Genomic DNA, 25,160 nt, shown 5'->3' on the forward strand with positions numbered 1-25,160 from the left:
GGTCTAAATAACCCTCATTCAATTTAGATGAAGGTTATTGACTCTTTCATTAAAATTTAGTTGTTGGTTATAATAATAATCAATCTTTCCCTTTTCTTCAGAATAGTTCCAGTTATCATGTACAAAGTATGCTTCTAAATAATGAACTATAAAGACATAGTTATACTCTTGGCGGGGGTTATAAAACTTAGAAGTTCATTCTTGTAGTGAGTATCCCCTCATTGTTTAGAGCTTGTTAGATTAGATTTGCAACAATTTTTATTTATTGTGTATTCACTCTTCCGCATAACTATTCAATAAAATTATCAAGCTTAAGTTAAATGTTCTGTTTAATATTGGTTCAAAGTTTCATGGACACATCTTAGTGAATTTTTAGGATAATGGGTCCAATAAGCAAAAGAAATTATGGCAAACAATATAACAATGATTTCCTTAAATTGCTTGTCGTTCTTTCTCATTATGGGAATTCTGTAAAAGATTCAAGTGGCGAATATGGCATATTTGATGTAACTATTTATAAATGAATTAAAGATTTAAAAACCGATCGAAGGAACTATTGGAAAGGAGATTACTCCCAAAGAATAGATGACATTCAAAAAGAATCCTTTGATTGAAAAACCAAAGCTTAAAATTCTAAATAAGACTAGGGACATTTTTGTTTGAAAGTAGATGACATAGAAATTCCATCCGCCCCCACGTAAAGTAGAGATGGAAGAACAAGAAATTATTCTTAATTGAGACTTATCTACAACAACGATTAACCAAAGCTTCTACCGATGTTTAAAAGTAAGGGTTTATGTATTTAGAAGAAGTCCCCTTACTGTTTGAGACTCGAAACCAGGTTTTTAGTTTAGTTGCAGGGATGTTGTTATTGTGAGGATTGATAATTATAACTATCTAAGAGAAGTTCAACCAGTAAGCCGCAGAACAACAAAAAAGAAACCCTGCAGATCATTTACGTCTGCAAGGTTTTTCTTACTTTAGATACTCAGGGATATCTAAGTATACATCATAGATATTTAATGTCTGATAAAGATTATACATATTGGTTACTTGCTTAGATGCCCAACCAATATCTGTGGCATATTGGTGTGATGCATATCCATTTTCATCCATGGAAGCTGGATTCCAGCGCATTTTATATAAGGTGTTTTGACCGGCTTTCACATAATTATTCCCGATAAACCTTGCACCATCAACGATAGCTGCTTCAGGGGTATACCACCCTTCGTTATATGCACGAAATGCCCCTGCTTGATGAGCATTGCCATCAACTGCTCCAATACCAAACATGTTATAAGTAGTCCTTATATCTGTTAAACTACTTCTGTTTTCAGCGTCAACTAATACTAGATCACCAGATTGATTCTTTCCTACGTCAATTCCATTAGCTAAAGGAGATGAACCATGTCCGGTTTCCAGAAGTGCATGTGACAATAAATATACATCATTTACACCGTGAATGTTACCTGCATCAATAAATGACTGTCCCATTTCATCAAGTATTCCTTTACCTGCAAGGTAATCATTCAACAAATCTGCCGAAGCCGCACTGTTCCTAGCTAAATCTAAAAATTGGAACTGCTGTTTCTCATCGCCCAGAAAGTTAGACGGATCCATATAGTATTTTACATCAGACCTGGCAGCATCTACCCAGCCGGCACCTGAAAATTCGATTTGATACCAGCCATCAACTTCACTTAGGATGTTAACTTCAGTACCATTTGAAAGTGATCCAACTCTATTGCTGGATGCACTTGGTCCAGACCTTACATTTAGGGTACCAGCAGTGACTTCACCTTTATCATTCACATAAGCAGCTGATACGTAAGCATATCTTTTATCTGTTTGCGGAGCAGGATTATTTAATCTCATTTGGATATCCACTGCTTCTGTTAGTGTTAGATTGTACGTTGAGTATCTATTAGATGTTAAGATGTCTTCTATTTTCGCAAGGGTTATTTCATCAGCAATACCGCTAACTGCCAGCCCATAAGCTTCCTGGAAATCCATTACTGCTCTTTCCGTCTTAGGTCCATAATTGGTATTACCTATGAAGGAACCAAAACCTAATGTTTCCAAATCTGCTTTTAACTGAACCACATCATCGTGTTGCTGACCTTCTCTTAATGGGCTATTTAATACCTCTTCCATTTTTTCTAGGGTTCGCGGATCTCCTATCCCGTTTACTTTTAGTCCATAGTAAGATTGAAACTCCTCCACTGTTGCTTCAGTTGTGGAAAAGTAGTTTTGGTTAAAGTTAAAGGAACCAAAACCTAATGCCACTAAATTTTCTTTTAACTCTACCACAAGTGGGTCATTCCCACCATATTGTAGAGGAGTATTTAGTATTGACTCGAGCTTTTCCAACGTTCGCTCATCGGCGATCCCATTTTCTTTTAATCCGTAATATGATTGGAAGTCCTCCACAGCTGACGCTGTCTTGGAACCATAATTTCGGTTGCCTATAAAAGAGCCAAAGCCCAACCTTTCCAAGTCTTCTTTTAACTGAATAGCATCTTCATGCCTTCCCCCTTCTTGTAACGGGGTCGATATCAGTTCTTCCAGCTTGTCCAGGGTTGCATCGTCCGCAACTCCAGTCACATCCAATCTATAATACTCCTGAAAAGCCTGTACTGTACTCTCAGTTTCTGAGTCATACTCTGGCGATGAGCTGCTTGAAACGTTAAACCCTAACTTAGCAAGGTTTTCTTTCAGCGTTATCGCATCTTTACGATAATCCCCGCGCTGCATTGGAGTATTTAATAACTCTTCGATCTTGGCCAGAGTACGATCATCTGCAATCCCATTTTCTTTTAATCCGTAAAAAGCCTGGAACTCTTCTACTGTCGCCTCAGTTGTGGAAAAGTAGTTTTGATTAAAGTTAAAGGAACCAAAACCTAATGCCACTAAATTTTCTTTTAACTCTACCACAAGTGGGTCATTTCCACCATATTGTAGAGGAGTATTTAGTATTGACTCGAGCTTTTCCAACGTTCGCTCATCGGCGATCCCATTTTCTTTTAATCCGTAATATGATTGGAAGTCCTCCACAGCTGACGCTGTCTTGGAACCATAATTTCGGTTGCCTATAAAAGAGCCAAAGCCCAACCTTTCCAAGTCTTCTTTTAACTGAATAGCATCTTTATGCCTTCCCCCTTCTTGTAACGGGGTCGATATCAGTTCTTCCAGCTTGTCCAGGGTTGCATCGTCCGCAACTCCAGTCACATCTAATCTATAATACTCCTGAAAAGCCTGTACTGTACTCTCAGTTTCTGAGTCATACTCTGGCGATGAGCTACTTGAAACGTTAAACCCTAACTTAGCAAGGTTTTCTTTTAGCGTTATCGCATCTTTACGATAATCCCCGCGCTGCATTGGAGTATTTAATAACTCTTCGATCTTGGCCAGAGTATGATCATCTGCAATCCCATTTTCTTTTAGTCCGTAAAAAGCCTGGAACTCTTCCACTGTCGCAGCAGTTGTGGAAAAGTAGTTTTGGTTAAAGTTAAAGGAACCAAAACCTAATGCCACTAAATTTTCTTTTAACTCTACCACAAGTGGGTCATTCCCACCATATTGTAGAGGAGTATTTAGTATTGACTCGAGCTTTTCCAACGTTCGCTCATCGGCGATCCCATTTTCTTTTAATCCGTAATATGATTGGAAGTCCTCCACAGCTGACGCTGTCTTGGAACCATAATTTCGGTTGCCTATAAAAGAGCCAAAGCCCAACCTTTCCAAGTCTTCTTTTAACTGAATAGCATCTTCATGCCTTCCCCCTTCTTGTAACGGGGTCGATATCAGTTCTTCCAGCTTGTCCAGGGTTGCATCGTCCGCAACTCCAGTCACATCCAATCTATAATACTCCTGAAAAGCCTGTACTGTACTCTCAGTTTCTGAGTCATACTCTGGCGATGAGCTACTTGAAACGTTAAACCCTAACTTAGCAAGGTTTTCTTTCAGCGTTATCGCATCTTTACGATAATCCCCGCGCTGCATTGGAGTATTTAATAACTCTTCGATCTTGGCCAGAGTACGATCATCTGCAATCCCATTTTCTTTTAGTCCGTAAAAAGCCTGGAACTCTTCCACTGTCGCAGCAGTTGTGGAAAAGTAGTTTTGGTTAAAGTTAAAGGAACCAAAACCTAAGTCTACTAAATTCTCTTTTAACTCAACCACAGCCGGATCATTTCCACCGTACTGTAACGGCGTAGCTAATATTGTTTCCAACTGTTCTATGATATCTTCAATTTCACTTACATTTTCCAAGCTATAGTACTTTTGGAATTTTTCAACTGCTTCTTCAGTACTTTCACCATAATAATTATCTGGTTCGTCCGTTGATGGAAATCCTAAAATATTTAGGTTTTCCCTTAACCCTATAACTCTATCGTCTATTAGTTCATCTTCTTCTGATGTATTGTTTAAGCTGTTGTTTTGTATATTGACTTCGTCACTTGCTTGTTCTGATTCGTCCCGGTTACTATTTAAGTCTCCTTGATCTGATTCAAGAGATGAGGGATCATTATTATCATCTTCTGAAGGGTCAACTGCCGTCTCTTCACTTTCTGAAGTTTCGGGTTCTTGCTCTTCAGGTTCTACCTGTTCTGTCTCCTCTTCACCTTTTTCTACAGGATCTTCGTTTTCTTTTGCTTCTGCTGTGTGCGGACTAAAGTGGAATAAAAATAATAAGCTAATAGATAGTATGATGAATTTTCTCACTTTAGTTTCACCTCCTTCTATAGTAGTTAGTGCATAAAATCGTAAAGAAATAGTTTATACACTAGTCTAGTATCGGATAATTAGTTGTTTTTTTCAAGGGATATTTGTAGGTTGTCATGATATAACTAAAAAAGATTGCAAGTTTCCTAATGATAATAAAAATAATAAAGAAATTTAAAAGATGCCCCAAAAAATTGGAGCATCCAATGAATTATAGTATCTTAAATTATCTTTCTCTCAAACCAAAAGAGTAGGCAAGAGCTTCTGCAGTTATTTGTCCCAGCCAGTCACGGTAATTTGCATCCTTTAATAGTGCATTTTCTATTGCATTATCGATAAACATGTATTCAAGTAATATTGCTGGCATACTAGTATTACGTAATACACTAAAGTTATCTTCTTTCATTCCTCTATCGTTTACTTCTATTCTGTCGATTAAATAGTTGTGAATATCTCTCTGCCTTTCCCTGGTTTCATCTGATACATTTCCATTAAATATATACGATTCAAAGCCACTAGCTGATCCATTAAAGGCGTTAGCATGGAAACTTACAAAATAGTCTGCTCCCCATTCATTTGCCATGTTTGCTCTATCAACCAGCTCAATAAATGTATCTGTTGTTCTTGATAATTTTATCTCAATCCCTAAATACTGAGATGTTAAGACTTCTGCCGTTTTTAATGCTATGTCAAGTGCTACATTTTTTTCTTTTAGACCATAACCAGTTCCTCCAGAGTCACTTCCTCCGTGGCCCGGGTCTAAAAATATCTTCACAACATTATTGTTTACCTCATTTTTTATGTTTTTTAATGTTACTTCATCAGCAATACCGCTAACTGCCAGCCCATAAGCTTCCTGGAAATCCATTACTGCTCTTTCCGTCTTAGATCCATAATTGGTATTACCTATGAAGGAACCAAAACCTAATGTTTCCAAATCTGCTTTTAACTGAACCACATCATCGTGTTGCTGACCTTCTCTTAATGGGCTATTTAATACCTCTTCCATTTTTTCTAGGGTTCGCGGATCTCCTATCCCGTTTACTTTTAGTCCATAGTAAGATTGAAACTCCTCCACTGTTGCTTCAGTTGTGGAAAAGTAGTTTTGGTTAAAGTTAAAGGAACCAAAACCTAATGCCACTAAATTTTCTTTTAACTCTACCACAAGTGGGTCATTCCCACCATATTGTAGAGGAGTATTTAGTATTGACTCGAGCTTTTCCAACGTTCGCTCATCGGCGATCCCATTTTCTTTTAATCCGTAATATGATTGGAAGTCCTCCACAGCTGACGCTGTCTTGGAACCATAATTTCGGTTGCCTATAAAAGAGCCAAAGCCCAACCTTTCCAAGTCTTCTTTTAACTGAATAGCATCTTCATGCCTTCCCCCTTCTTGTAACGGGGTCGATATCAGTTCTTCCAGCTTGTCCAGGGTTGCATCGTCCGCAACTCCAGTCACATCTAATCTATAATACTCCTGAAATTCTTTCATCGTACTTTCTGTTGTGGGACCATACTGTGGTGTTGGATTACTTGATACCACAAACCCTAACTTAGCAAGGTTTTCTTTCAGCGTTATCGCATCTTTACGATAGTCTCCACGTTGCATTGGAGTATTTAATAACTCTTCGATCTTGGCCAGAGTACGATCATCTGCAATCCCATTTTCTTTTAATCCGTAAAAAGCCTGGAACTCTTCCACTGTCGCAGCAGTTGTGGAAAAGTAGTTTTGATTAAAGTTAAAGGAACCAAAACCTAATGCCACTAAATTTTCTTTTAACTCTACCACAAGTGGGTCATTTCCACCATATTGTAGAGGAGTATTTAGTATTGACTCGAGCTTTTCCAACGTTCGCTCATCGGCGATCCCATTTTCTTTTAATCCGTAATATGATTGGAAGTCCTCCACAGCTGACGCTGTCTTGGAACCATAATTTCGGTTGCCTATAAAAGAGCCAAAGCCCAACCTTTCCAAGTCTTCTTTTAACTGAATAGCACCTTTATGCCTTCCCCCTTCTTGTAACGGGGTCGATATCAGTTCTTCCAGCTTGTCCAGGGTTGCATCGTCCGCAACTCCAGTCACATCTAATCTATAATACTCCTGAAATTCTTTCATCGTACTTTCTGTTGTGGGACCATACTGTGGTGTTGGATTACTTGATACCACAAACCCTAACTTAGCAAGGTTTTCTTTCAGCGTTATCGCATCTTTACGATAGTCTCCACGTTGCATTGGAGTATTTAATAACTCTTCGATCTTGGCCAGAGTACGATCATCTGCAATCCCATTTTCTTTTAATCCGTAAAAAGCCTGGAACTCTTCCACTGTCGCCTCAGTTGTGGAAAAGTAGTTTTGATTAAAGTTAAAGGAACCAAAACCTAATGCCACTAAATTTTCTTTTAACTCTACCACAAGTGGGTCATTTCCACCATATTGTAGAGGAGTATTTAGTATTGACTCGAGCTTTTCCAACGTTCGCTCATCGGCGATCCCATTTTCTTTTAATCCGTAATATGATTGGAAGTCCTCCACAGCTGACGCTGTCTTGGAACCATAATTTCGGTTGCCTATAAAAGAGCCAAAGCCCAACCTTTCCAAGTCTTCTTTTAACTGAATAGCATCTTCATGCCTTCCCCCTTCTTGTAACGGGGTCGATATCAGTTCTTCCAGCTTGTCCAGGGTTGCATCGTCCGCAACTCCAGTCACATCCAATCTATAATACTCCTGAAAAGCCTGTACTGTACTCTCAGTTTCTGAGTCATACTCTGGCGATGAGCTGCTTGAAACGTTAAACCCTAACTTAGCAAGGTTTTCTTTCAGCGTTATCGCATCTTTACGATAATCCCCGCGCTGCATTGGAGTATTTAATAACTCTTCGATCTTGGACAGAGTACGATCATCTGCAATCCCATTTTCTTTTAGTCCGTAAAAAGCCTGGAACTCTTCCACTGTCGCAGCAGTTGTGGAAAAGTAGTTTTGGTTAAAGTTAAAGGAACCAAAACCTAAGTCTACTAAATTCTCTTTTAACTCAACCACAGCAGGATCATTCCCACCATATTGCAGAGGAGTGTTTAGTATTGATTCGAGCTTTTCCAACGTACGCTCATCGGCGATCCCATTTACTTTTAATCCGTAATATGATTGGAAGTCCTCCACAGCTGACGCTGTCTTGGAACCATAATTTCGGTTGCCTACAAAAGAGCCAAAGCCCAACCTTTCCAAGTCTTCTTTTAACTGAATAGCATCTTCATGCCTTCCCCCTTCTTGTAACGGGGTCGATATCAGTTCTTCCAGTTTGTCCAGGGTTGCATCGTCCGCAACTCCAGTCACATCCAATCTATAATACTCCTGAAAAGCCTCTACTGTACTCTCAGTTTCTGAGTCATACTCTGGCGATGAGCTGCTTGAAACGTTAAACCCTAACTTAGCAAGGTTTTCTTTCAGCGTTATCGCATCTTTACGATAATCCCCGCGCTGCATTGGAGTATTTAATAACTCTTCGATCTTGGACAGAGTACGATCATCTGCAATCCCATTTTCATTCAGTCCATAGAATGCTTGGAACTCTTTTACAGTCTCAGCCGTCTTAGGCCCGTAGTTCTCGTTAAATACAAATGAACCAAAACCCAGGGCAACTAAGTCCTCTTTTAGCCGAATCGTATCTGTGTGGCTCTGACCATCCCGGAAGGGTGTATCCAACACTGTGTTCAATTGTTCTATAATACTTTCAATATCACTTAGTTCTTCTAAATTATAATATAGTTGGAAGTCTTCAACCGCATTTTTAGTACTTTCACCATAATAGTTTTCTGGCTCATCCGTTGTTGGGAATCCTAATACAGTTAAACTTTCCCTTAATTCTATAACTCTATCGTCTATTATTTCATCTTCTTCTGATGTATTGTTTAAGCTGTGGCTTTGGATGTTGGTTTCGTTATCAACTTGTTCTTGATCGGCTTCATTACTATTTAGGCTATCTTGATCTGATGTTTCAATAGTAGAGGGATTGGTATTTTCATCCTCTAAAGGGTCAACTGTCTCTTCAATTTCTGAAGTTTCGAGCTCCCTTCCCTCAGAATCTATCTGTTCTGTCTCCTCAACATCTTTCTCTACAAGATCCTCGTTTTCTTTTGCTTCTGCTGTGTGTGGACTAAAGTGGAATAAAAAGAGTAAGCTAATAGATAGTATGATGAATTTACTCACTTTAGTTTCACCTCCTCCGATACTAGATTAGTGTATAATTAGAAAAAGTAATTTATACACTAATCTAGTATCGGATAATTAGTCGCTTTTTTCAAGGAATATTTGTAGATTGTCATGATTTAACTAGAAAAAATTGCAAGTTTCCTAATCCCGAGTTCGACAGTAGATAGGCACAAATTCACTTGTGGATAAACTGGATTCTCGATGAGGTCAGTCTTTCTGTGGATTAGTGCCTCTTAATTTTTTAAACTTTAATAGGCAAACGATTTACAATATTTACCTTTACATACCAATGTTAATTTGGTATAATATAGGCATGTACATAAGAAGAGTTACCCGTAAAAATAAAGATGGATCAAAGGTTTCGTACATTCAGCTGGCTCATAATGAGTGGGATTCGAAGGCCAAATATGCGAAAGCGAAGGTGATATACTCTTTCGGCCGTGAAGATAAAGTCGATATGGCCGTACTTGAACGACTGGCCCAAAGTATTAGCCGATTCCTTACTCCGGAGGAAGCGCTGAAGTCGAAGCAAAAAATTAGCGATGCAGCGGAGTTTTTATTTCATTCCGCCAAACGGCTGGGTGGTGTTTGGCTGTTTGACCAATTGTGGAAAAAGCTCGGCATGGATACGATCCTGAAAGATATTTTCCGCAACCGCAACCATGAGATGGATCTGGAACGTGCGATTTTCGCCATGGTCGCAAACCGCGGACTCGCTCCTACAAGTAAATTGGGAATGGAAGAATGGATTTCAGAGGATGTCTATATGCCTGGCCTTTCCCGGATTCAGAGCCATCAGCTATACCGTGCTATGGACGAGCTTCTTGCTGTACAGAGCCAGCTTGAGGATCGTGTGTTTGATAATGTTTCCAATCTGTTCAACCTGGAAGTGGATCTACTTTACTTTGATACCACATCAAGCTACTTTGAGGTCGATCCGGATGAAACAGCTGAAGATGATCGATTCCGCCTTCAGGGCTATTCGAAGGATAAACGATCTGACCTCGTACAAACGGTGATTGGACTTGCCGTGACACGGGAGGGTATTCCAATTAAAGTGTGGACTTGGCCCGGTAATACGATGGATATGAATGTCATCGAAGAAGTGAAAAAAGATCTTATGGGCTGGAGACTGGGACGCATTGTACAAGTGATGGATCGTGGTTTTTCCTCCGAAGAAAACCTGCGTATCCTTCAGCGAGGTGCAGGTCATTACATTATTGGGGAACGTATGCGTTCAGGTAAAAAGGATGTGGAAGCCGCTCTCAGTAAACGTGGCCGTTTCCATACGATTCGTGACAACCTTCAGGTAAAGGAATCTATTGTGGGAGATGGCGAGGCCAGAAAACGTTATGTGATTGCCTTTAACCCTGAAGAAGCTGAACGTGACAGACATCAAAGAGACCAGATTGTCCAAACGATTGAACGGAAGCTGGAGAATTTAAAGCAGCTGCCCAATGAAGCCCACCATAAACAGGCGTGTGCACTCCGTGCACATAAAGTGTATGGCAAATATATCCGTCAATTGAAAGACGGCACGCTGAAATTGAATAAGCAGGCAATCCGCGATGCAAGCAAATACGACGGCAAATATTTAATCAGAACATCAGATGACACGCTGTCGATTGAAGATATTGCCCTGGGGTATAAGCAGCTGCTTCAAGTGGAAGATGCCTTTCGCACACTGAAGTCCACGCTGAAATTGCGCCCCATGTATCATCGCTTGGAAGACCGGATTCGAGCACATGTAATCATTAGTTGGTTGGCACTGTTACTTGTAAGGCTTATTGAAATGGAAACGAACGCAAGCTGGGAGTCTACACGTAGAGAGATGCAACGGATGCAGGTAGGGCATTTTACTACAGACGACGGAGATCTCTACCGCACAACAACCCCTACAGCTAAGCAAAAGGAAGTGTTTCAAAAAGTTGGGGTGAACTTGCCACCAGAAATCTTGGATATTCAGCCTAAGAGCTAGTAACACAATAAGTATGTCTTTTTAAGCCCTCAATCCTTTGGGTGTCAAGGGATTGAGGGCTTTATGTTTACCTAGTGGATGTAGAACTCGGGCTAATGATAATAAAATATATTAAGAAACATAAAAGATGCCCCAAAAAGTTGGAGCATCCAATGATATTATAGTATCTTAAATTATCTTTCTCTCAAACCAAAAGAGTAGGCAAGCGCTTCTGCAGTTATTTGTCCCAGCCAGTCACGGTAATTTGCATCCTTTAATAGTGCATTTTCTATTGCATTATCGATAAACATGTATTCAAGTAATATTGCTGGCATACTAGTATTACGTAATACACTAAAGTTATCTTCTTTCATTCCTCTATCGTTTACTTCTATTCTGTCGATTAAATAGTTGTGAATATCTCTCTGCCTTTCCCTGGTTTCATCTGATACATTTCCGTTAAATATATACGATTCAAAGCCACTAGCTGATCCATTAAAGGCGTTAGCATGGAAACTTACAAAATAGTCTGCTCCCCATTCATTTGCCATGTTTGCTCTATCAACCAGCTCAATAAATGTATCTGTTGTTCTTGATAATTTTATCTCAATCCCTAAATACTGAGATGTTAAGACTTCTGCCGTTTTTAATGCTATGTCAAGTGCTACATTTTTTTCTTTTAGACCATAACCAGTTCCTCCAGAGTCACTTCCTCCGTGGCCCGGGTCTAAAAATATCTTCACAACATTATTGTTTACCTCATTTTTTATGTTTTTTAATGTTACTTCATCAGCAATACCGCTAACTGCCAGCCCATAAGCTTCCTGGAAATCCATTACTGCTCTTTCCGTCTTTGGTCCATAATTGGTATTACCTATAAAGGAACCAAAACCTAATGTTTCCAAGTCTGCTTTTAACTGAACCACATCATCATGTTGCTGACCTTCCCTTAATGGGCTATTTAATATCTCTTCCATTTTTTCTATGGTTCGCGGATCTCCTATCCCGTTTACTTTTAGTCCATAGTAAGATTGAAACTCCTCCACTGTCGCTTCAGTTGTGGAAAAGTAGTTTTGGTTAAAGTTAAAGGAACCAAAACCTAATGCCACTAAATTTTCTTTTAACTCCACCACAGCAGGATCATTCCCACCATATTGCAGAGGAGTGTTTAGTATTGATTCGAGCTTTTCCAACGTACGCTCATCGGCGATCCCATTTACTTTTAATCCGTAATATGATTGGAAGTCCTCCACAGCTGATGCTGTCTTGGAACCATAGTTTCGGTTGCCTATAAAAGAGCCAAAGCCCAACCTTTCCAAGTCTTCTTTTAACTGAATAGCATCTTCATGCCTTCCCCCTTCTTGTAACGGGGTCGATATCAGTTCTTCCAGCTTGTCCAGGGTTGCATCGTCCGCAACTCCAGTCACATCCAATCTATAATACTCCTGAAATTCTTTCACCGTGCGTTCTGTTGTGGGACCATACTGTGGTGTTGGATTACTTGATACCACAAACCCCAACTTAGCAAGGTTTTCTTTCAGCGTTATCGCATCTTTACGATAATCTCCACGTTGCATCGGGTTGTTTAATAACTCTTGCATTTTCTCCAGCGTAGGATCATCCGCGATCCCATTTACTTTCAGGTCGTAAAAAGCCTGGAACTCTTCCACTGTCGCGGCAGTTATATTCCCATAGTTTTGGTTAAAATTAAAGGAACCAAGACCTAATGCCACTAAATTTTCTTTTAACTCCACCACAACAGGATCATTCCCACCATATTGCAGAGGAGTGTTTAGTATTGATTCGAGCTTTTCCAACGTACGCTCATCGGCGATCCCATTTACTTTTAATCCGTAATATGATTGGAAGTCCTCCACAGCTGATGCTGTCTTGGAACCATAGTTTCGGTTGCCTATAAAAGAGCCAAAGCCCAACCTTTCCAAGTCTTCTTTTAACTGAATAGCATCTTCATGCCTTCCCCCTTCTTGTAACGGGGTCGATATCAGTTCTTCCAGCTTGTCCAGAGTTGCATCGTCCGCAACTCCAGTCACATCCAATCTATAATACTCCTGAAATTCTTTCACCGTACTTTCTGTTGTGGGACCATACTGTGGTGTTGGATTACTTGATACCACAAACCCCAACTTAGCAAGGTTTTCTTTCAGCGTTATCGCATCTTTACGATAATCCCCGCGCTGCACTGGAGTATTTAATAACTCTTCGATCTTGGACAGAGTACGATCATCTGCAATCCCATTTTCTTTTAGTCCGTAAAAAGCCTGGAACTCTTCCACTGTCGCGGCAGTTGTGGAAAAGTAGTTTTGATTAAAGTTAAAGGAACCAAAACCTAATGCCACTAAATTTTCTTTTAACTCTACCACAAGTGGGTCATTCCCACCATATTGCAGAGGTGTGTTTAGTATTGACTCGAGCTTTTCCAACGTTCGCTCATCTGCGATTCCATTCACTCTTAATCCGTAATATGATTGGAAGTCCTCTACAGCTGATGCTGTCTTGGAACCATAATTTCGGTTGCCTATAAAAGAGCCAAAGCCCAACTTTTCCAAGTCTTCTTTTAACTGAATAGCATCTTCGTGCCTTCCCCCTTCTTGTAACGGGGTCGATATCAGTTCTTCCAGCTTGTCCAGGGTTGCATCGTCCGCAACTCCAGTCACATCCAATCTATAATACTCCTGAAAAGCCTCTACTGTACTCTCAGTTTCTGAGTCATACTCTGGCGATGAGCTGCTTGAAACGTTAAACCCTAACTTAGCAAGGTTTTCTTTCAGCGTTATCGCATCTTTACGATAATCCCCGCGCTGCATTGGAGTATTTAATAACTCTTCGATCTTGGACAGAGTACGATCATCTGCAATCCCATTTTCTTTTAGTCCGTAAAAAGCCTGGAACTCTTCCACTGTCGCGGCAGTTGTGGAAAAGTAGTTTTGATTAAAGTTAAAGGAACCAAAACCTAATGCCACTAAATTTTCTTTTAACTCAACCACAGCCGGATCATTTCCACCGTACTGTAACGGCGTAGCTAATATTGTTTCCAACTGTTCTATGATATCTTCAATTTCACTTACATTTTCCAAGCTATAGTACTTTTGGAATTCTTCAACTGCTTTTTCAGTACTTTCACCATAATAATTATCTGGTTCGTCCGTTGATGGAAATCCTAATACATGTAATTTCTCTCTTAATTCTATAACTCTATCACTAGTAATCTCATCATCTGATGATAAATCATTGGCGTTACTACTTCCTATGTTAAGTTCATCTTTTTCTTCACTTTTTTGGTCAGCCTGATTAGTATTAAGGTCGGTCTCATCAGATTTGGTAGAAGAAGATTCTTTATCTTCACCTTCTTCATAGCCAGTAACTTCTTCATTCCCCTCTGACGTTTCAACCTCTAAACTCTCAAGATCCTCTTCAGATTCAACTTGTTCTTCGTCTATTTCTTTTTCTGCAGACTCCTCGTCCTCTTTTGCTTCTATTGTTTGCGGACTAAAGTGGAGTAAAAGAAGTAACGTAACAGTTAATATGATAGTTTTCCTCACTTTAGTTTCACCTCCTTGATGACAATTAATTTCAATTACATTATCGGATTTATTGATACTTTTCTCAAGAGATAATAAAAAATAATTTATCTTAGTTTGAAGTTCTATAGATGCTTAGACTGCCCGTTCTTACCTGAGTGGACAGCTGAAGTTTGGTAAAGTTATTTTACCGATTTTAAACTATTGTATTTTTGCTAAAGTAGAAAATAAAAATTATTTGTATGAAAACACATACCTATAATCTGCATTCCCGAAATTTGTAACGAGTGAAAAATCCCTTGTTTTCAAGGATTTTGAAGGCTCTAGTTATACAATCCGGATATCAAGGTTTTAGAGTAAAATTAATATATTGTTTTCTTTGTGAAGAAATTTAGGTCAAGGTTTGCAAAAAATAGGATCAGTGAATTTTTGAGAGAGGCTCTGTCACTAAACCAAACGAATGCGCAATTTCATTAGCTGTCCTGTTTAATTTCGAATCCCACTTTAATTGGTTCCCTATAATCTTTCTCAAGTATATCAACAACTTTTATATACTTATATGGGTGTTTTTTTATTATTTGTTTAAACCTTGCTAAATCTTTAGCATTTCCTGATACTACAACTGATAAATAATTACTTGATATTTCGCTTACTAATCCATTCAGACTAAGATCTATAGCTTGTTTCTGGATCCGAGTAAAAAATTTATCATTAAAATTTTCACCAGTAACTACATATTTTTTTGCTATTAAATCGCCTGTAGGTAGTGGTGGGATTTTCACTTCAGTCGCTGTGCCATTTTTAAAATTTTGTAAAACTGGCTTATACTCATAAAAATAATTAGTATCTGTTTCGCCTTTTGTTTCAGGGAAGTAGTGATCTATAATTAACTTTGGAATATCAACCGATTCTCCTTCAATAGGAAATACATGGTTACTGATTTGAGGCTTAGAATTTACTTCATTAACGACGCCTTCATTTTTATCCAAGTCTATCAGCATGTCTACTCCCGCAAAATTCAAACCCGGGATAGCTTTAACAGCCGCAACAGCAATTTTTTTCATTTCTGGGGATATAGTATCAGTAGCATTAACAGAGTCCCTTTGCCCAAAAAATTCCCCGTTTTTTCGTAAATAGACTCTTTCTCCTTTTTCAGGAATGTATTTTGGCGTTTTGTTTTGTTCCCTCAGATAATCTTCCATTTTTTTATCAATTTCAATTACCTTATTATTTAAAAACGGACTTAATTTTCTATCTTCATTTTTTAAATGTAGTAATCCTTCTAATGTGTTTTCTCCATCTCCAAGTACACTTTGAGCCCTTCTATGGAATGCTCCTATGACTTCTCCATTAAAAACAGTTACTCTAAAGTCTTCTCCAACAAAATGGCGCTCAACAACCATAGTCTTCCTAGGTGACTTTTTTCTGAAATCTTTCAAATGTTTTCCCATTTCCTTTTTATTTTTTATATTGGTGACTACCCCTGCTCCTCCACCTCCTATAATTGGTTTTAATACTAATGGATAGCCAATTTCGTTAGCATATTCTAGAATATCATCAATACTTGCATCTTCTGAAAACGCCCTACCCACTGGGACGGGGACATTACCACTCGCTAAAAGCTCATTAGTCCATCCTTTGTTTGCACATATACTAATTGCCTTTTTGGAAGTTGAATCCCCTCGTGCTCCATTAAAAAAACGTTCAGTTATTCCGTCACTTAACGAGTAAGAAACCCCTGAAAAAAAACTTTTGCTCCTTTTTAAATAAAACTTAAGATCAAGTCCTCTTCGCCAGCCTTCTAAAGATACTAAATACATACATGTAGGGAAACCATAGGCCGATTCAGGCACTATATTATATTTTGGTAACCATGTTGCTTTGTATTTTATCTCCATTATATTAGCTCCCTTATAATTAAAATCCTTTTCACTAGTATATTTATACCAACAGATCTATATTGTGGTTTTTTCAATAGTCGCTGCTGTCAAATTATCAATAGTACTGTTAAATATACTCTGTGTTATTTTAGTGAAAATACCTAAATCACCAGTTGTGTAGAATTGGTGATTTAAATTTATTGATTGCCTTCCTGGATTTAATAACTGATGAAATTCCAAACTTGCACTTGTTTCCCTTGCCGTTTCTTCACTTGATGAAACTAAAGAAATTGAAGACCCCATTACTTTTTGAATAGAACTTGTTAATAGTGGATAATGAGTACAACCTAGTATTAAAGTATCAATTTGCCCCCTTTTTTTAAGTGGAGTCAAAGACTCCTTAATTATTCCCTCTGCTTTTTCACCTTCTAAAATACCTTTTTCAACCATAGGAACAAATAAAGGACATGCTAGCTCTCTAACACAAATATTAGAATTAATATTGCTTAATTCCTTTTTATATGCTCCGCTATTTATCGTTCCCTCTGTACCAATTATTCCAATACAATTATTCTCTGATGTTTTTATTGCTGCTCTTGCACCCGGCTGTATAACTCCGATTACTGGTATATTTAGACTTTCTTGTAATTCGTTTAAGGTAAATGCTGTAGCGGTGTTACATGCAACTACTAACATTTTAATGTTTTTAATCACTAAAAAATCAACTAACTGCAATGTAAACTTTCGAACTTCTTCCTTCGACCTTGGTCCATAGGGACATCTAAGTGTATCACCCAAATAAATTAAATTTTCTTTAGGGAGTTGTCTCATCAACTCATACGCAACTGTTAATCCTCCAACTCCTGAATCGATTATTCCGATTGCTCTTTCCAATTTATCGCCTCATTAAAATTAATTATTCATTTTTTTACAATTGTTTACTATTATTTCATGTTTTAAAATATATCGATTACTGTTTTATTTTCTATTTTTTATTTTCATTCCAATTTTTCTTAATGGACTAGTTAACAACCAAGTTCTACTTTGAATAATTGATTTATATTGCCTATTAATTTTCTCCAATTCCCTTTCTTTCTCTTTTAATTCTTGTTCAATTTTATTCAGTTTATTTTCATTATGTTTTTTGTTATCCCTTATTTCAAAGCCCACTTTTATTGGTTTATTCCATTCTTTTTCAACAACTTTTGTTACCCTAGCCTTTTTACATGCTTCTGTCTCAATAATAGACTTGAATTGTTTTAAGCTCTCATCATTTCCGGCAACCACTACTTTTACATCTCCATTTTTTTTATTCTCAACAAACCCATTTAACTTTAAACCGTGTGCTTGCTTTCTCAACCAAATTCTATATCCCACCTTCTGAACTTTACCTGAGATTACAAATTTCTTTAAAGTTGTTTTTTTATATGGAATGGAAGGAACTCTAATTTCTTTTACATTCCCATTAGCTAAAGGGGGTAAAATACTATCGAAATCAAAATAGAGAGAAGTATTTTTAACTTTATTTTTCGTCTCTGGGAAATAGTAATCAATGATTGCTTTTGGAATATCTCGTGCATATCCTTCTACCGGGTATAAATGATTACTTATCTGAGGTTTTGAGTTCACTTCATTAACAATACCTACGTTACTATCGTTATCTATTATCATATCTACGGCGCCGTGAATTAGTCCCGGTATTGCTTTCACAGCATTTATGGCTGTTTCTTTTACATTGCTCGATATTTCATCTGTTACATCTATTGGTTCTCCTCCAGCAGAAAGACTTCCTTTTTCTCTTATAAAAATCCTTTCATTTTCTTTTGGAATAGAATCTAATGTTAAGTTTTTTGATGCTAAATAAGTATTCATTTCTTTATCTTTTTTAATAAGCCGACCATATAAATATGGATTCTTTTTTCTTTCTTTATTTTTTTTATCAATTAATTTCCCTATAGTACTTTCCCCGTCACCGATTACATTTGCAGCTATCCTTTTATAAACCCCAACCACTTCATCATCAACTACATATATCCTATGGTCTTCTCCAACTATATACCTTTCTAGAATTACATCTTTGTAATTAAGATCTCCTCTAACGTATTCTAATGCTTTCTGTAATTGAGCAGTAGTTTTAATATTTGTTATTACACCTTTTCCTCCACCTGCATCACTTGGCTTCAGAACAACTGGGTAATCAAGTGTTTTAAAATAATTCATCACTTCATTATTTGATTGGCTTCCATCAAAACTTTCCCCTTTAGGAGTAGGTACATTGCTTTTTAAAAGGTATTTTTTTGTTAGATCTTTGTCCACACAGATATTTATAGCTTTTTTTGAAACAAGATCACCCCGAGATACAGCAAACCTATGCTCCTTTTCATTATTACTCAAAGAAAACCTAACAGTTAATTTAAGGGTGCCTCTATCATTTCTATATACATTAAAAAACTTTAAATTTAACCCTCGTCTCCATCCTTCTAACGCTATTGTATAGATACAAAGTTTATATCCAAAAGCCGAATCAGGTAACGATTCATCTAAGTGTGATAGCCAAGTATTATTTTTATAATTTGTCATTTTACTTCTCCTTAAAAAGTTTTCTTGTTGTATCCCTTAAAATCAATTACTTTTCCTTATTTCAAACCCAATTTTAATTTGTGTTTCCCACTGAAACTCTTTAATTTTTGAAACTTCTGTTCTTGAAGTTCCTTGCTCACATAACTCAATAAAATTATCCACGACATGTTTGTCGATTCCCCCCACTACAACAACCACATTCCCATTAGCCAAGTTTCTTGTATAGCCATTTAATCCAAGTTGTAATGCTTGCTTCCTTATCCATTTCCTATATCCTACTCCTTGAACGATGCCAGAAACTACATATCTTTTCGCATATAATTCCCCTACAGGTGCATCTGCAACTTCCAATTGCTTAACCGAATTGCTTCTAAATAGTTCAAGTATGTTTTTATAATCAAAATATATCTGTGTGCTATTTTCAGCCTTACCTTTTGTTTCCGGAAAGTAATAATCAATGATTCCTTCAGCAATATTTCTAGGTTCCCCATACATAGGAAAAGCGTGCATTGCAATATCTGCGGTGGGGTTTATTTCTATTACAGTTGCATGATCTTTATTAATGAGGATGTCAACTCCCGCATGAAGTAAACCAGGTACAGATTTCACAGCATTTATGGCAACATTTTTTGCGAAATCTGGCAACTCTTCCGTAAAGTCAATGGAATCTCCACCTGAGGATATATTGCTCGTTCCAATTAGATAAACCGTTTCATCTTTTTCAGGAACAGTTTCCAGAGAATAGTTTGTTTTATTGAGATAGTTTAAAGTTTCTTCATTAATTTTTATAAGTTTGGACGATAAGCTTGGGTTAGCTTTTCTAGCTTCATTTTTAAGATTAATGAGCTCTTCAACTGTCTGTGCTCCATCCCCTGTAATATTAGCAGGGATTCTTTTTAACGCTGCTAATACTTTATCTCCCATTACGTATACTCGTACATCGAATCCTTCGACATAACGTTCTGCAATCACTTCAGTATATCCAAGTTCGGAACGAGCATAAAGTAAAGCTCTCTTAATTTCCTCTTCTGAACGAATATTTGTTGTAACCCCCTTTCCCAAACTTCCAAATGTTGGTTTTATCACCAAGGGAAATCCAAGTTCTTTACATCTTTCTATAATCTCTTCATCTAATACCTCAGAATCAAACTTCATACCTACAGGATGCGCTATGTTTTTCTTAGACAAATACCTTTTAGTCTCACCCTTATCTCCGCCTATCTCTACTGCTTCATTATTGACTTTATCTCCTCTGGATCTGTAAAAGAAATGTTTTTTATCATTTGAACTCAAAGAAAAAGTTTTTCCGGTTGTATTAAAGCCAATTAACTTTAGATCTGTTACAGTTGGAGAATTACTATAAAACTTCAGGGAAAGGCCACGCCTCCAGCCTTCCAGTGCAACCAGAAAAGCATCTATATTAAAGCTTCTTACACCCTTAAGCATTTGCTTTGACAACCAATAAGGATATTCTTCATTCATCAAAATCCCTCCCCAAAATCTCCAACCCTATCTTTTACTTTTCACCAATGCCCCAACCTTCCTCACAGGCTCGGTCATCTTCCACGAAGTACTATTTACAATATGCTTATTGTCCTTTTCAATCCTGTTCTTCTGTTTGGTCATGTTTTTCAGGTCTTTTTCCATTTTTCTTAATGCATATTGAACCGATCTTGCGCTCGACGTATTATATTGTTCCGTTATTTCAAACCCTACTGTAACTGGATCCTCATGGTTTTCTTCTTTTATTTTTGTTACCTTTGCATTCCTGGTGTTTTCACCAATCAGTGTTTTAAACTCATCTAGCTTCTGCCTATCTGTACCAGCTGCAATAATCTCAATCTCATCAAATACGGTACTTTTTATATTCCCATGCAAGTTGCGATCCAAAGCCTGTTTTTTCAACCATCTATGGAAAGACTGACGCTGTACATCTCCGTAGACAATATATTTCTTCGCATATAATTTACCCATTGGGGCGGGACTTACTTCCACTTCCAATGCAGCACGGTTCTCCAAAGGTTCCAGCACATTTATTAGATCAAAGTAGACTTTGGATTTCGTTGTATCTACCTTCCCTTTCGTTTCGGGAAAATAATAATCAATAATTGCTTTTGGGATATCCCGTGATTTACCTTTTAAAGGAAAAAGTGCTCCCCCGATTTGTGCCGTTGGATTCAATTCTATTACTACAGCAGGCACATTTTGTTTTCTATTCTTATTTACAATAATATCAACACCGGCATGATACAGTCCCGGTACGGCCTTGATCGCATTAATGGCAACCTGCTTGTATTCCTCCGGCATCGTATCTGTAACATCTATTGGATCCCCGCCGGATGATACGTTTGTCTTTTGCCTCAGGAATATTTTTTCCCCTTTTTTCGGTACACTTTCCAGGCTGTAACCCGCTTCCTGAATAAATTCCAGAATTTCAACATCCATTTCAATCAAACAGCTGTTCAAACGGGCGTTCTTTTTCCGTTCATCATTTTTCAGATCAATCAGTTCTTCGATCGTATGTACGCCGTCACCCATAATATTGGCAGGCACTCTGTTATACGCTGCTATTACTTTATCCTCCACTACATAAATACGATACTCCTCACCTTGCACATGCTGTTCGACAACAACTTCTTTATACTCCAGATCATGTCTGACATAGTTAACGGCTTTAATAAACTCCTGATCATCCCTTATATTTGTAACCACGCCATTTCCAAGACTTGCATTCGTTGGTTTTAATACGAGTGGGTAATCCAGTTCTTTACTGTAGGCAATAATTTCTTCATCGGTAGCATCTTCTGTAAAGCCTTTTCCAAGTGGGACAGGTACGCCCTTTTTCAGCAATAGTTCTTTTGTGTCATCTTTTTCAGAACCAATTTGAACCGCATCATTAGTAACTTTATCCCCTCTTGTTCGAAAAAAATAATGCGTTTTTTCTTCTGAACTCAGGGAAAAAAGCCGGCCCGGGGGATTTACACCAAAAATAATCATATCCTGAAAATGCTCTGAGTCTCTCGTATACCACTTTAATTTCAATCCTCTGCGCCATCCTTCAAGCGCAACAGCAAATGCGTCCAGTCTGGTTTTCCTTGCATTCTTAACTATTTCATTTGTCAGGTGGGGCAAACTGATTCCCTGTTTCTCCTTCATTGGTATTTCCTCCATTTACCGTACTGCATTTATTTAAACCTTTTAAAAACGGCTCCAGCCAGGCGAATTGGCTTTGTAGCTCTCCATGATAAGCTGTCATAAAATTTCCTTCGCTGAATTTCCGCTCTTTTCATATCATTGATGGTTACTTCCAGTTCCTGTTGATATAACTTCAATTCTTCCAGCTGTGTTTTCAGGTCTGCTTTTATCTCAAATCCAACTTTGATGGGTTCATTGTAATTGCTTTCCTGGACTTCAAACACCTGGGCACGTTCTTCATCTTCCCATAATGCATTTTTAAAATCATTTACCATTTCTATATCCGTACCTGCTACAACAACTTCTATATCTCCATTTTCCAGGTTCATCACGAAGCCATGGAGATATCGTTCAAATGCCTGTTTCCGCAAGCCGCGATGATAGCCAATATCCTGAACATCTCCGCTTACTGTGTATTTTTTTGCATAGAGCTTTTCCTGTGGGCACGGAGTTACAGTGGACACACTGGCATCCCTTGACTGGAGCGGATCCAGCACATCATGAAAATCAAAATAAATATTAGCTTTATTTTTGGTCACATTTATTGTTTCCGGAAAATAATAATCAATAATTGCTGAAGGTATATCCCGTGATTTTCCTTTTAGTGGATATAAAATACCACCAAGCTGAGAAGTTGGATTAATTTCAATTACAAATCCTGCTTCCGTATCATCTGCATGAATAATTAAGTCAACCGAACCATGGTATAGTTCCGGCACAGCCTGTATTGCTCTTACCGCTGTGGTTTTTATCTCTTCAGGAAGTTCATCCAACACATCAATCGGATCTCCTCCAAGGGAAATGTTTGTTTTATCACTGAGAAATACTTGTTCTCCCTTATCAGGTACAGAATCTGCTGTGTATCCTCTCCTGCCAATAAAATCAATCGTTTCCTGATTTAAGTTTATAGGACAACTCACCAGTCTTGGGTTCAGGCTTCTTTCTTCATTTTTAAGCTCAATTAATGCTTTGATGGAATTGATGCCATCTCCAGTTACATTCGGCGGAATACGGTTAATCGCACCGACTACCTTATCATCCACCACGTATATCCGGTATTCGTTTCCGGGTATATATTGTTCGACAATGACATCACGGTATTTCAACTGTTCTCTTACATATTCAAGTGAAAAACCTAATTCACCTTCACTGGTGATATTTGATACAACACCTCTTCCAAAACTCCCATCTGTCGGCTTTAACACAACCGGATACCCCATTGACGATGCATACTCGATGATTGATTCGTCTGTCTCGTCTTCGGAGAACTGTTTTCCCTCCGGTACCGGAACGCCAGCTTTTATTAACGTTTGTTTTGTCCGTTCCTTATCCTTTCCTATTTCCACCGCATCATTGGATACTTTGTCTCCCCGGGAACGAAAAAAGTAATGTTGTCTATCCTTGGAGCTTAGCGAGAATAGCTGACCGGGGTTGTCCACATACCACGTCGACATGTCAATAAATTTTTCCGAGTTTTTCACATGCCAGCGCAGGGTTAATCCCCTTCTCCAGCCTTCAAGAGCCACTACATATGAATCAAGCAAGTTCCCGTGTGCATCGGAAACAACTTCTTCCGATAGGTGCGGCAGCCATTCTGTCGTTTTCTCATCCATTCTGTCTTCCTCCTAAAACTAATCCTTCTACGTTTCACTTATTCTATAGTACGCGGTGGAAGCTGGTGAAACGCAGTAAATTCTTTTCCGTTTAACAGGTCATCACTTAATCGTCCCTGAGCTTCCAGAAAATAATCTCCAAGCCATTTATCCGTTTTTTCATCAAACTCATCATAATTACCCGGTTTTGGGGTGAATTCCCCAAATACAAGTCCATCTTCAGACAGTAAAAAGTCTATTCTAATAAAGGGGGCTGGTACTTTTAAACTTATCGCAGACACAAGATCAATCTCTTCCTGGGTGGCACCCTTTCCCTTAAATAAATCTTCATCATATTTCCCTGTCCGTACTCTTTCACCAGTTGCAGTCCACCAGCAATACTGCAGTTCAGGGAAACGGGTGATTTCCAGAATAATTCCGACCTTTCCGTAAAAGCAATAAAATTTTATATCGCGTGCAGGTATTTTTTTCTCTTTATCTTCCAGAATAAGTTCTTCCGTGAACCATTCATTATGATGTACCCAGCCTAACAGGACATCTTCTTTCATACTGGCAGTTAATTCAGTCCAGCTATTCATCTTCCTGCCTCGCTTAATATCTATTATATCACCCATACTATAAACAAGGTATACACCACGTGCTCCCGCTCCGTCCACCGGTTTGATCACCATTCCGCCCTTTTGGGGAATTTCTTCCAGTCGATACGTTTTATCGTATATCTGAGGTATCCGAACTCCGATCCGATCCATAAACTGATAGGCGATCTTTTTATCATCCAATAACCATTCCGGCAATGTACCTGCCAGCTGCATTTGCCGAATCCGCATATTCAAACTGCCACGGAATGAAGCAGCCTGTCTGAGAGGGATGGGGTCATCTGATAAGCCGGCACGGATCATAAACTCAGGGATTTCCTCTATTTTCAGTCCTTCCAGTGCTTTGGAATAGACCAGGTTTTTATAAGCTTCTTCCTCATTCATATAGACACGGGCCGCATAGCTTAATGCATTTCTATAATTTGTATCATGCTGTTTTTTATTCTTTACGGTCTGCTCAATATAATCAATGATTTTGCCGTCGAGTTTTGTTTCATTTATCATTTTTACCATTGCATGACTTTGAAGCTTTCGGTCATCCAGCATGAGTTCATTTTTACGTTCTATTGCCTCATCTCGTTCTTTTTCCGTTGCCTCAAGCTTTGCTTCAAGCTCTTTAATGTATTGGGACTGATCGGTATCCCTTTTGCTGGAAGCAAATAAATCATTCATTTTTCGGACAGGCTCGGAATATTTCCATGTATTGCTTTTCTCTATGTTTTTTATCTCTTTTTTGTTTGCGCTGATTTCTTTTTCCGTTTTGGTTATTGCGGCTTCTTTTTCTATCAGTTTTTTAGTTAATGCTTCTTCTGTTTTTTGCGTGTTTTCCTCGTTGCGATCTTTTGACCTACTCATTTTGCCCACCCCC

11 protein-coding genes are annotated in these 25,160 nt (G+C 38.2%); 1 reads left to right on the forward strand and 10 read right to left on the reverse strand.

Annotation, left to right across the window (positions count from 1 at the left end; all coding sequences use genetic code 11):
* Positions 1-975: 975 nt before the first annotated feature.
* Positions 976-4,725: a peptidoglycan-binding protein gene (locus ACZ42C_RS11500; protein WP_464891259.1), complete on the reverse strand. Its 3,750-nt coding sequence runs from the start codon at positions 4,723-4,725 to the stop codon at positions 976-978.
* 226 nt (positions 4,726-4,951) lie between these two features.
* On the reverse strand, positions 4,952-8,929 hold the full coding sequence (locus tag ACZ42C_RS11505) for a peptidoglycan-binding protein (RefSeq protein ID WP_464891260.1): 3,978 nt from the start codon (positions 8,927-8,929) through the stop codon (positions 4,952-4,954).
* A 316-nt stretch (positions 8,930-9,245) separates the two neighbouring features.
* Here ACZ42C_RS11505 and ACZ42C_RS11510 point away from each other — a divergent pair, with 316 nt between their 5' ends.
* The gene (locus ACZ42C_RS11510; protein ID WP_464891261.1) at positions 9,246-10,910 is read left to right on the forward strand and encodes an IS1634 family transposase; all 1,665 of its coding nucleotides are present in this window, start codon (positions 9,246-9,248) and stop codon (positions 10,908-10,910) included.
* A gap of 173 nt (positions 10,911-11,083) precedes the next feature.
* On the opposite strand, the gene ACZ42C_RS11515 is transcribed toward ACZ42C_RS11510, so the two are convergent.
* The 8 genes from ACZ42C_RS11515 to ACZ42C_RS11550 form a co-directional block, all read right to left on the reverse strand.
* A complete protein-coding gene (locus ACZ42C_RS11515) occupies positions 11,084-14,449 on the reverse strand; it encodes a peptidoglycan-binding protein (protein WP_464891262.1) in 3,366 nt (1,121 codons plus the stop codon).
* Between the two features lie 452 nt (positions 14,450-14,901).
* Positions 14,902-16,326: an acylphosphatase gene (locus ACZ42C_RS11520; protein WP_461180167.1), complete on the reverse strand. Its 1,425-nt coding sequence runs from the start codon at positions 16,324-16,326 to the stop codon at positions 14,902-14,904.
* Positions 16,327-16,383: 57 nt separating this feature from the next.
* On the reverse strand, positions 16,384-17,202 hold the full coding sequence (racE, locus tag ACZ42C_RS11525; RefSeq protein WP_461180166.1) for a glutamate racemase: 819 nt from the start codon (positions 17,200-17,202) through the stop codon (positions 16,384-16,386).
* 84 nt (positions 17,203-17,286) lie between these two features.
* Complete coding sequence (locus ACZ42C_RS11530) at positions 17,287-18,888, reverse strand: acylphosphatase (protein ID WP_461180165.1); 1,602 nt, start codon at positions 18,886-18,888, stop codon at positions 17,287-17,289.
* Between the two features lie 42 nt (positions 18,889-18,930).
* Positions 18,931-20,370, reverse strand: a complete 1,440-nt coding sequence (locus tag ACZ42C_RS11535) for an acylphosphatase (protein ID WP_461180164.1) — start codon at positions 20,368-20,370, stop codon at positions 18,931-18,933.
* A gap of 27 nt (positions 20,371-20,397) precedes the next feature.
* Positions 20,398-22,044, reverse strand: coding sequence for an acylphosphatase (locus tag ACZ42C_RS11540; protein WP_461180163.1), 1,647 nt, complete (start codon positions 22,042-22,044; stop codon positions 20,398-20,400).
* Positions 22,045-22,073: 29 nt separating this feature from the next.
* The gene (locus ACZ42C_RS11545; protein WP_461180162.1) at positions 22,074-23,696 is read right to left on the reverse strand and encodes an acylphosphatase; all 1,623 of its coding nucleotides are present in this window, start codon (positions 23,694-23,696) and stop codon (positions 22,074-22,076) included.
* Positions 23,697-23,734: 38 nt separating this feature from the next.
* Positions 23,735-25,147, reverse strand: a complete 1,413-nt coding sequence (locus ACZ42C_RS11550) for an ATP-grasp fold amidoligase family protein (RefSeq protein WP_461180161.1) — start codon at positions 25,145-25,147, stop codon at positions 23,735-23,737.
* Positions 25,148-25,160: the final 13 nt, after the last annotated feature.

Source organism: Virgibacillus kimchii, assembly GCF_055379185.1.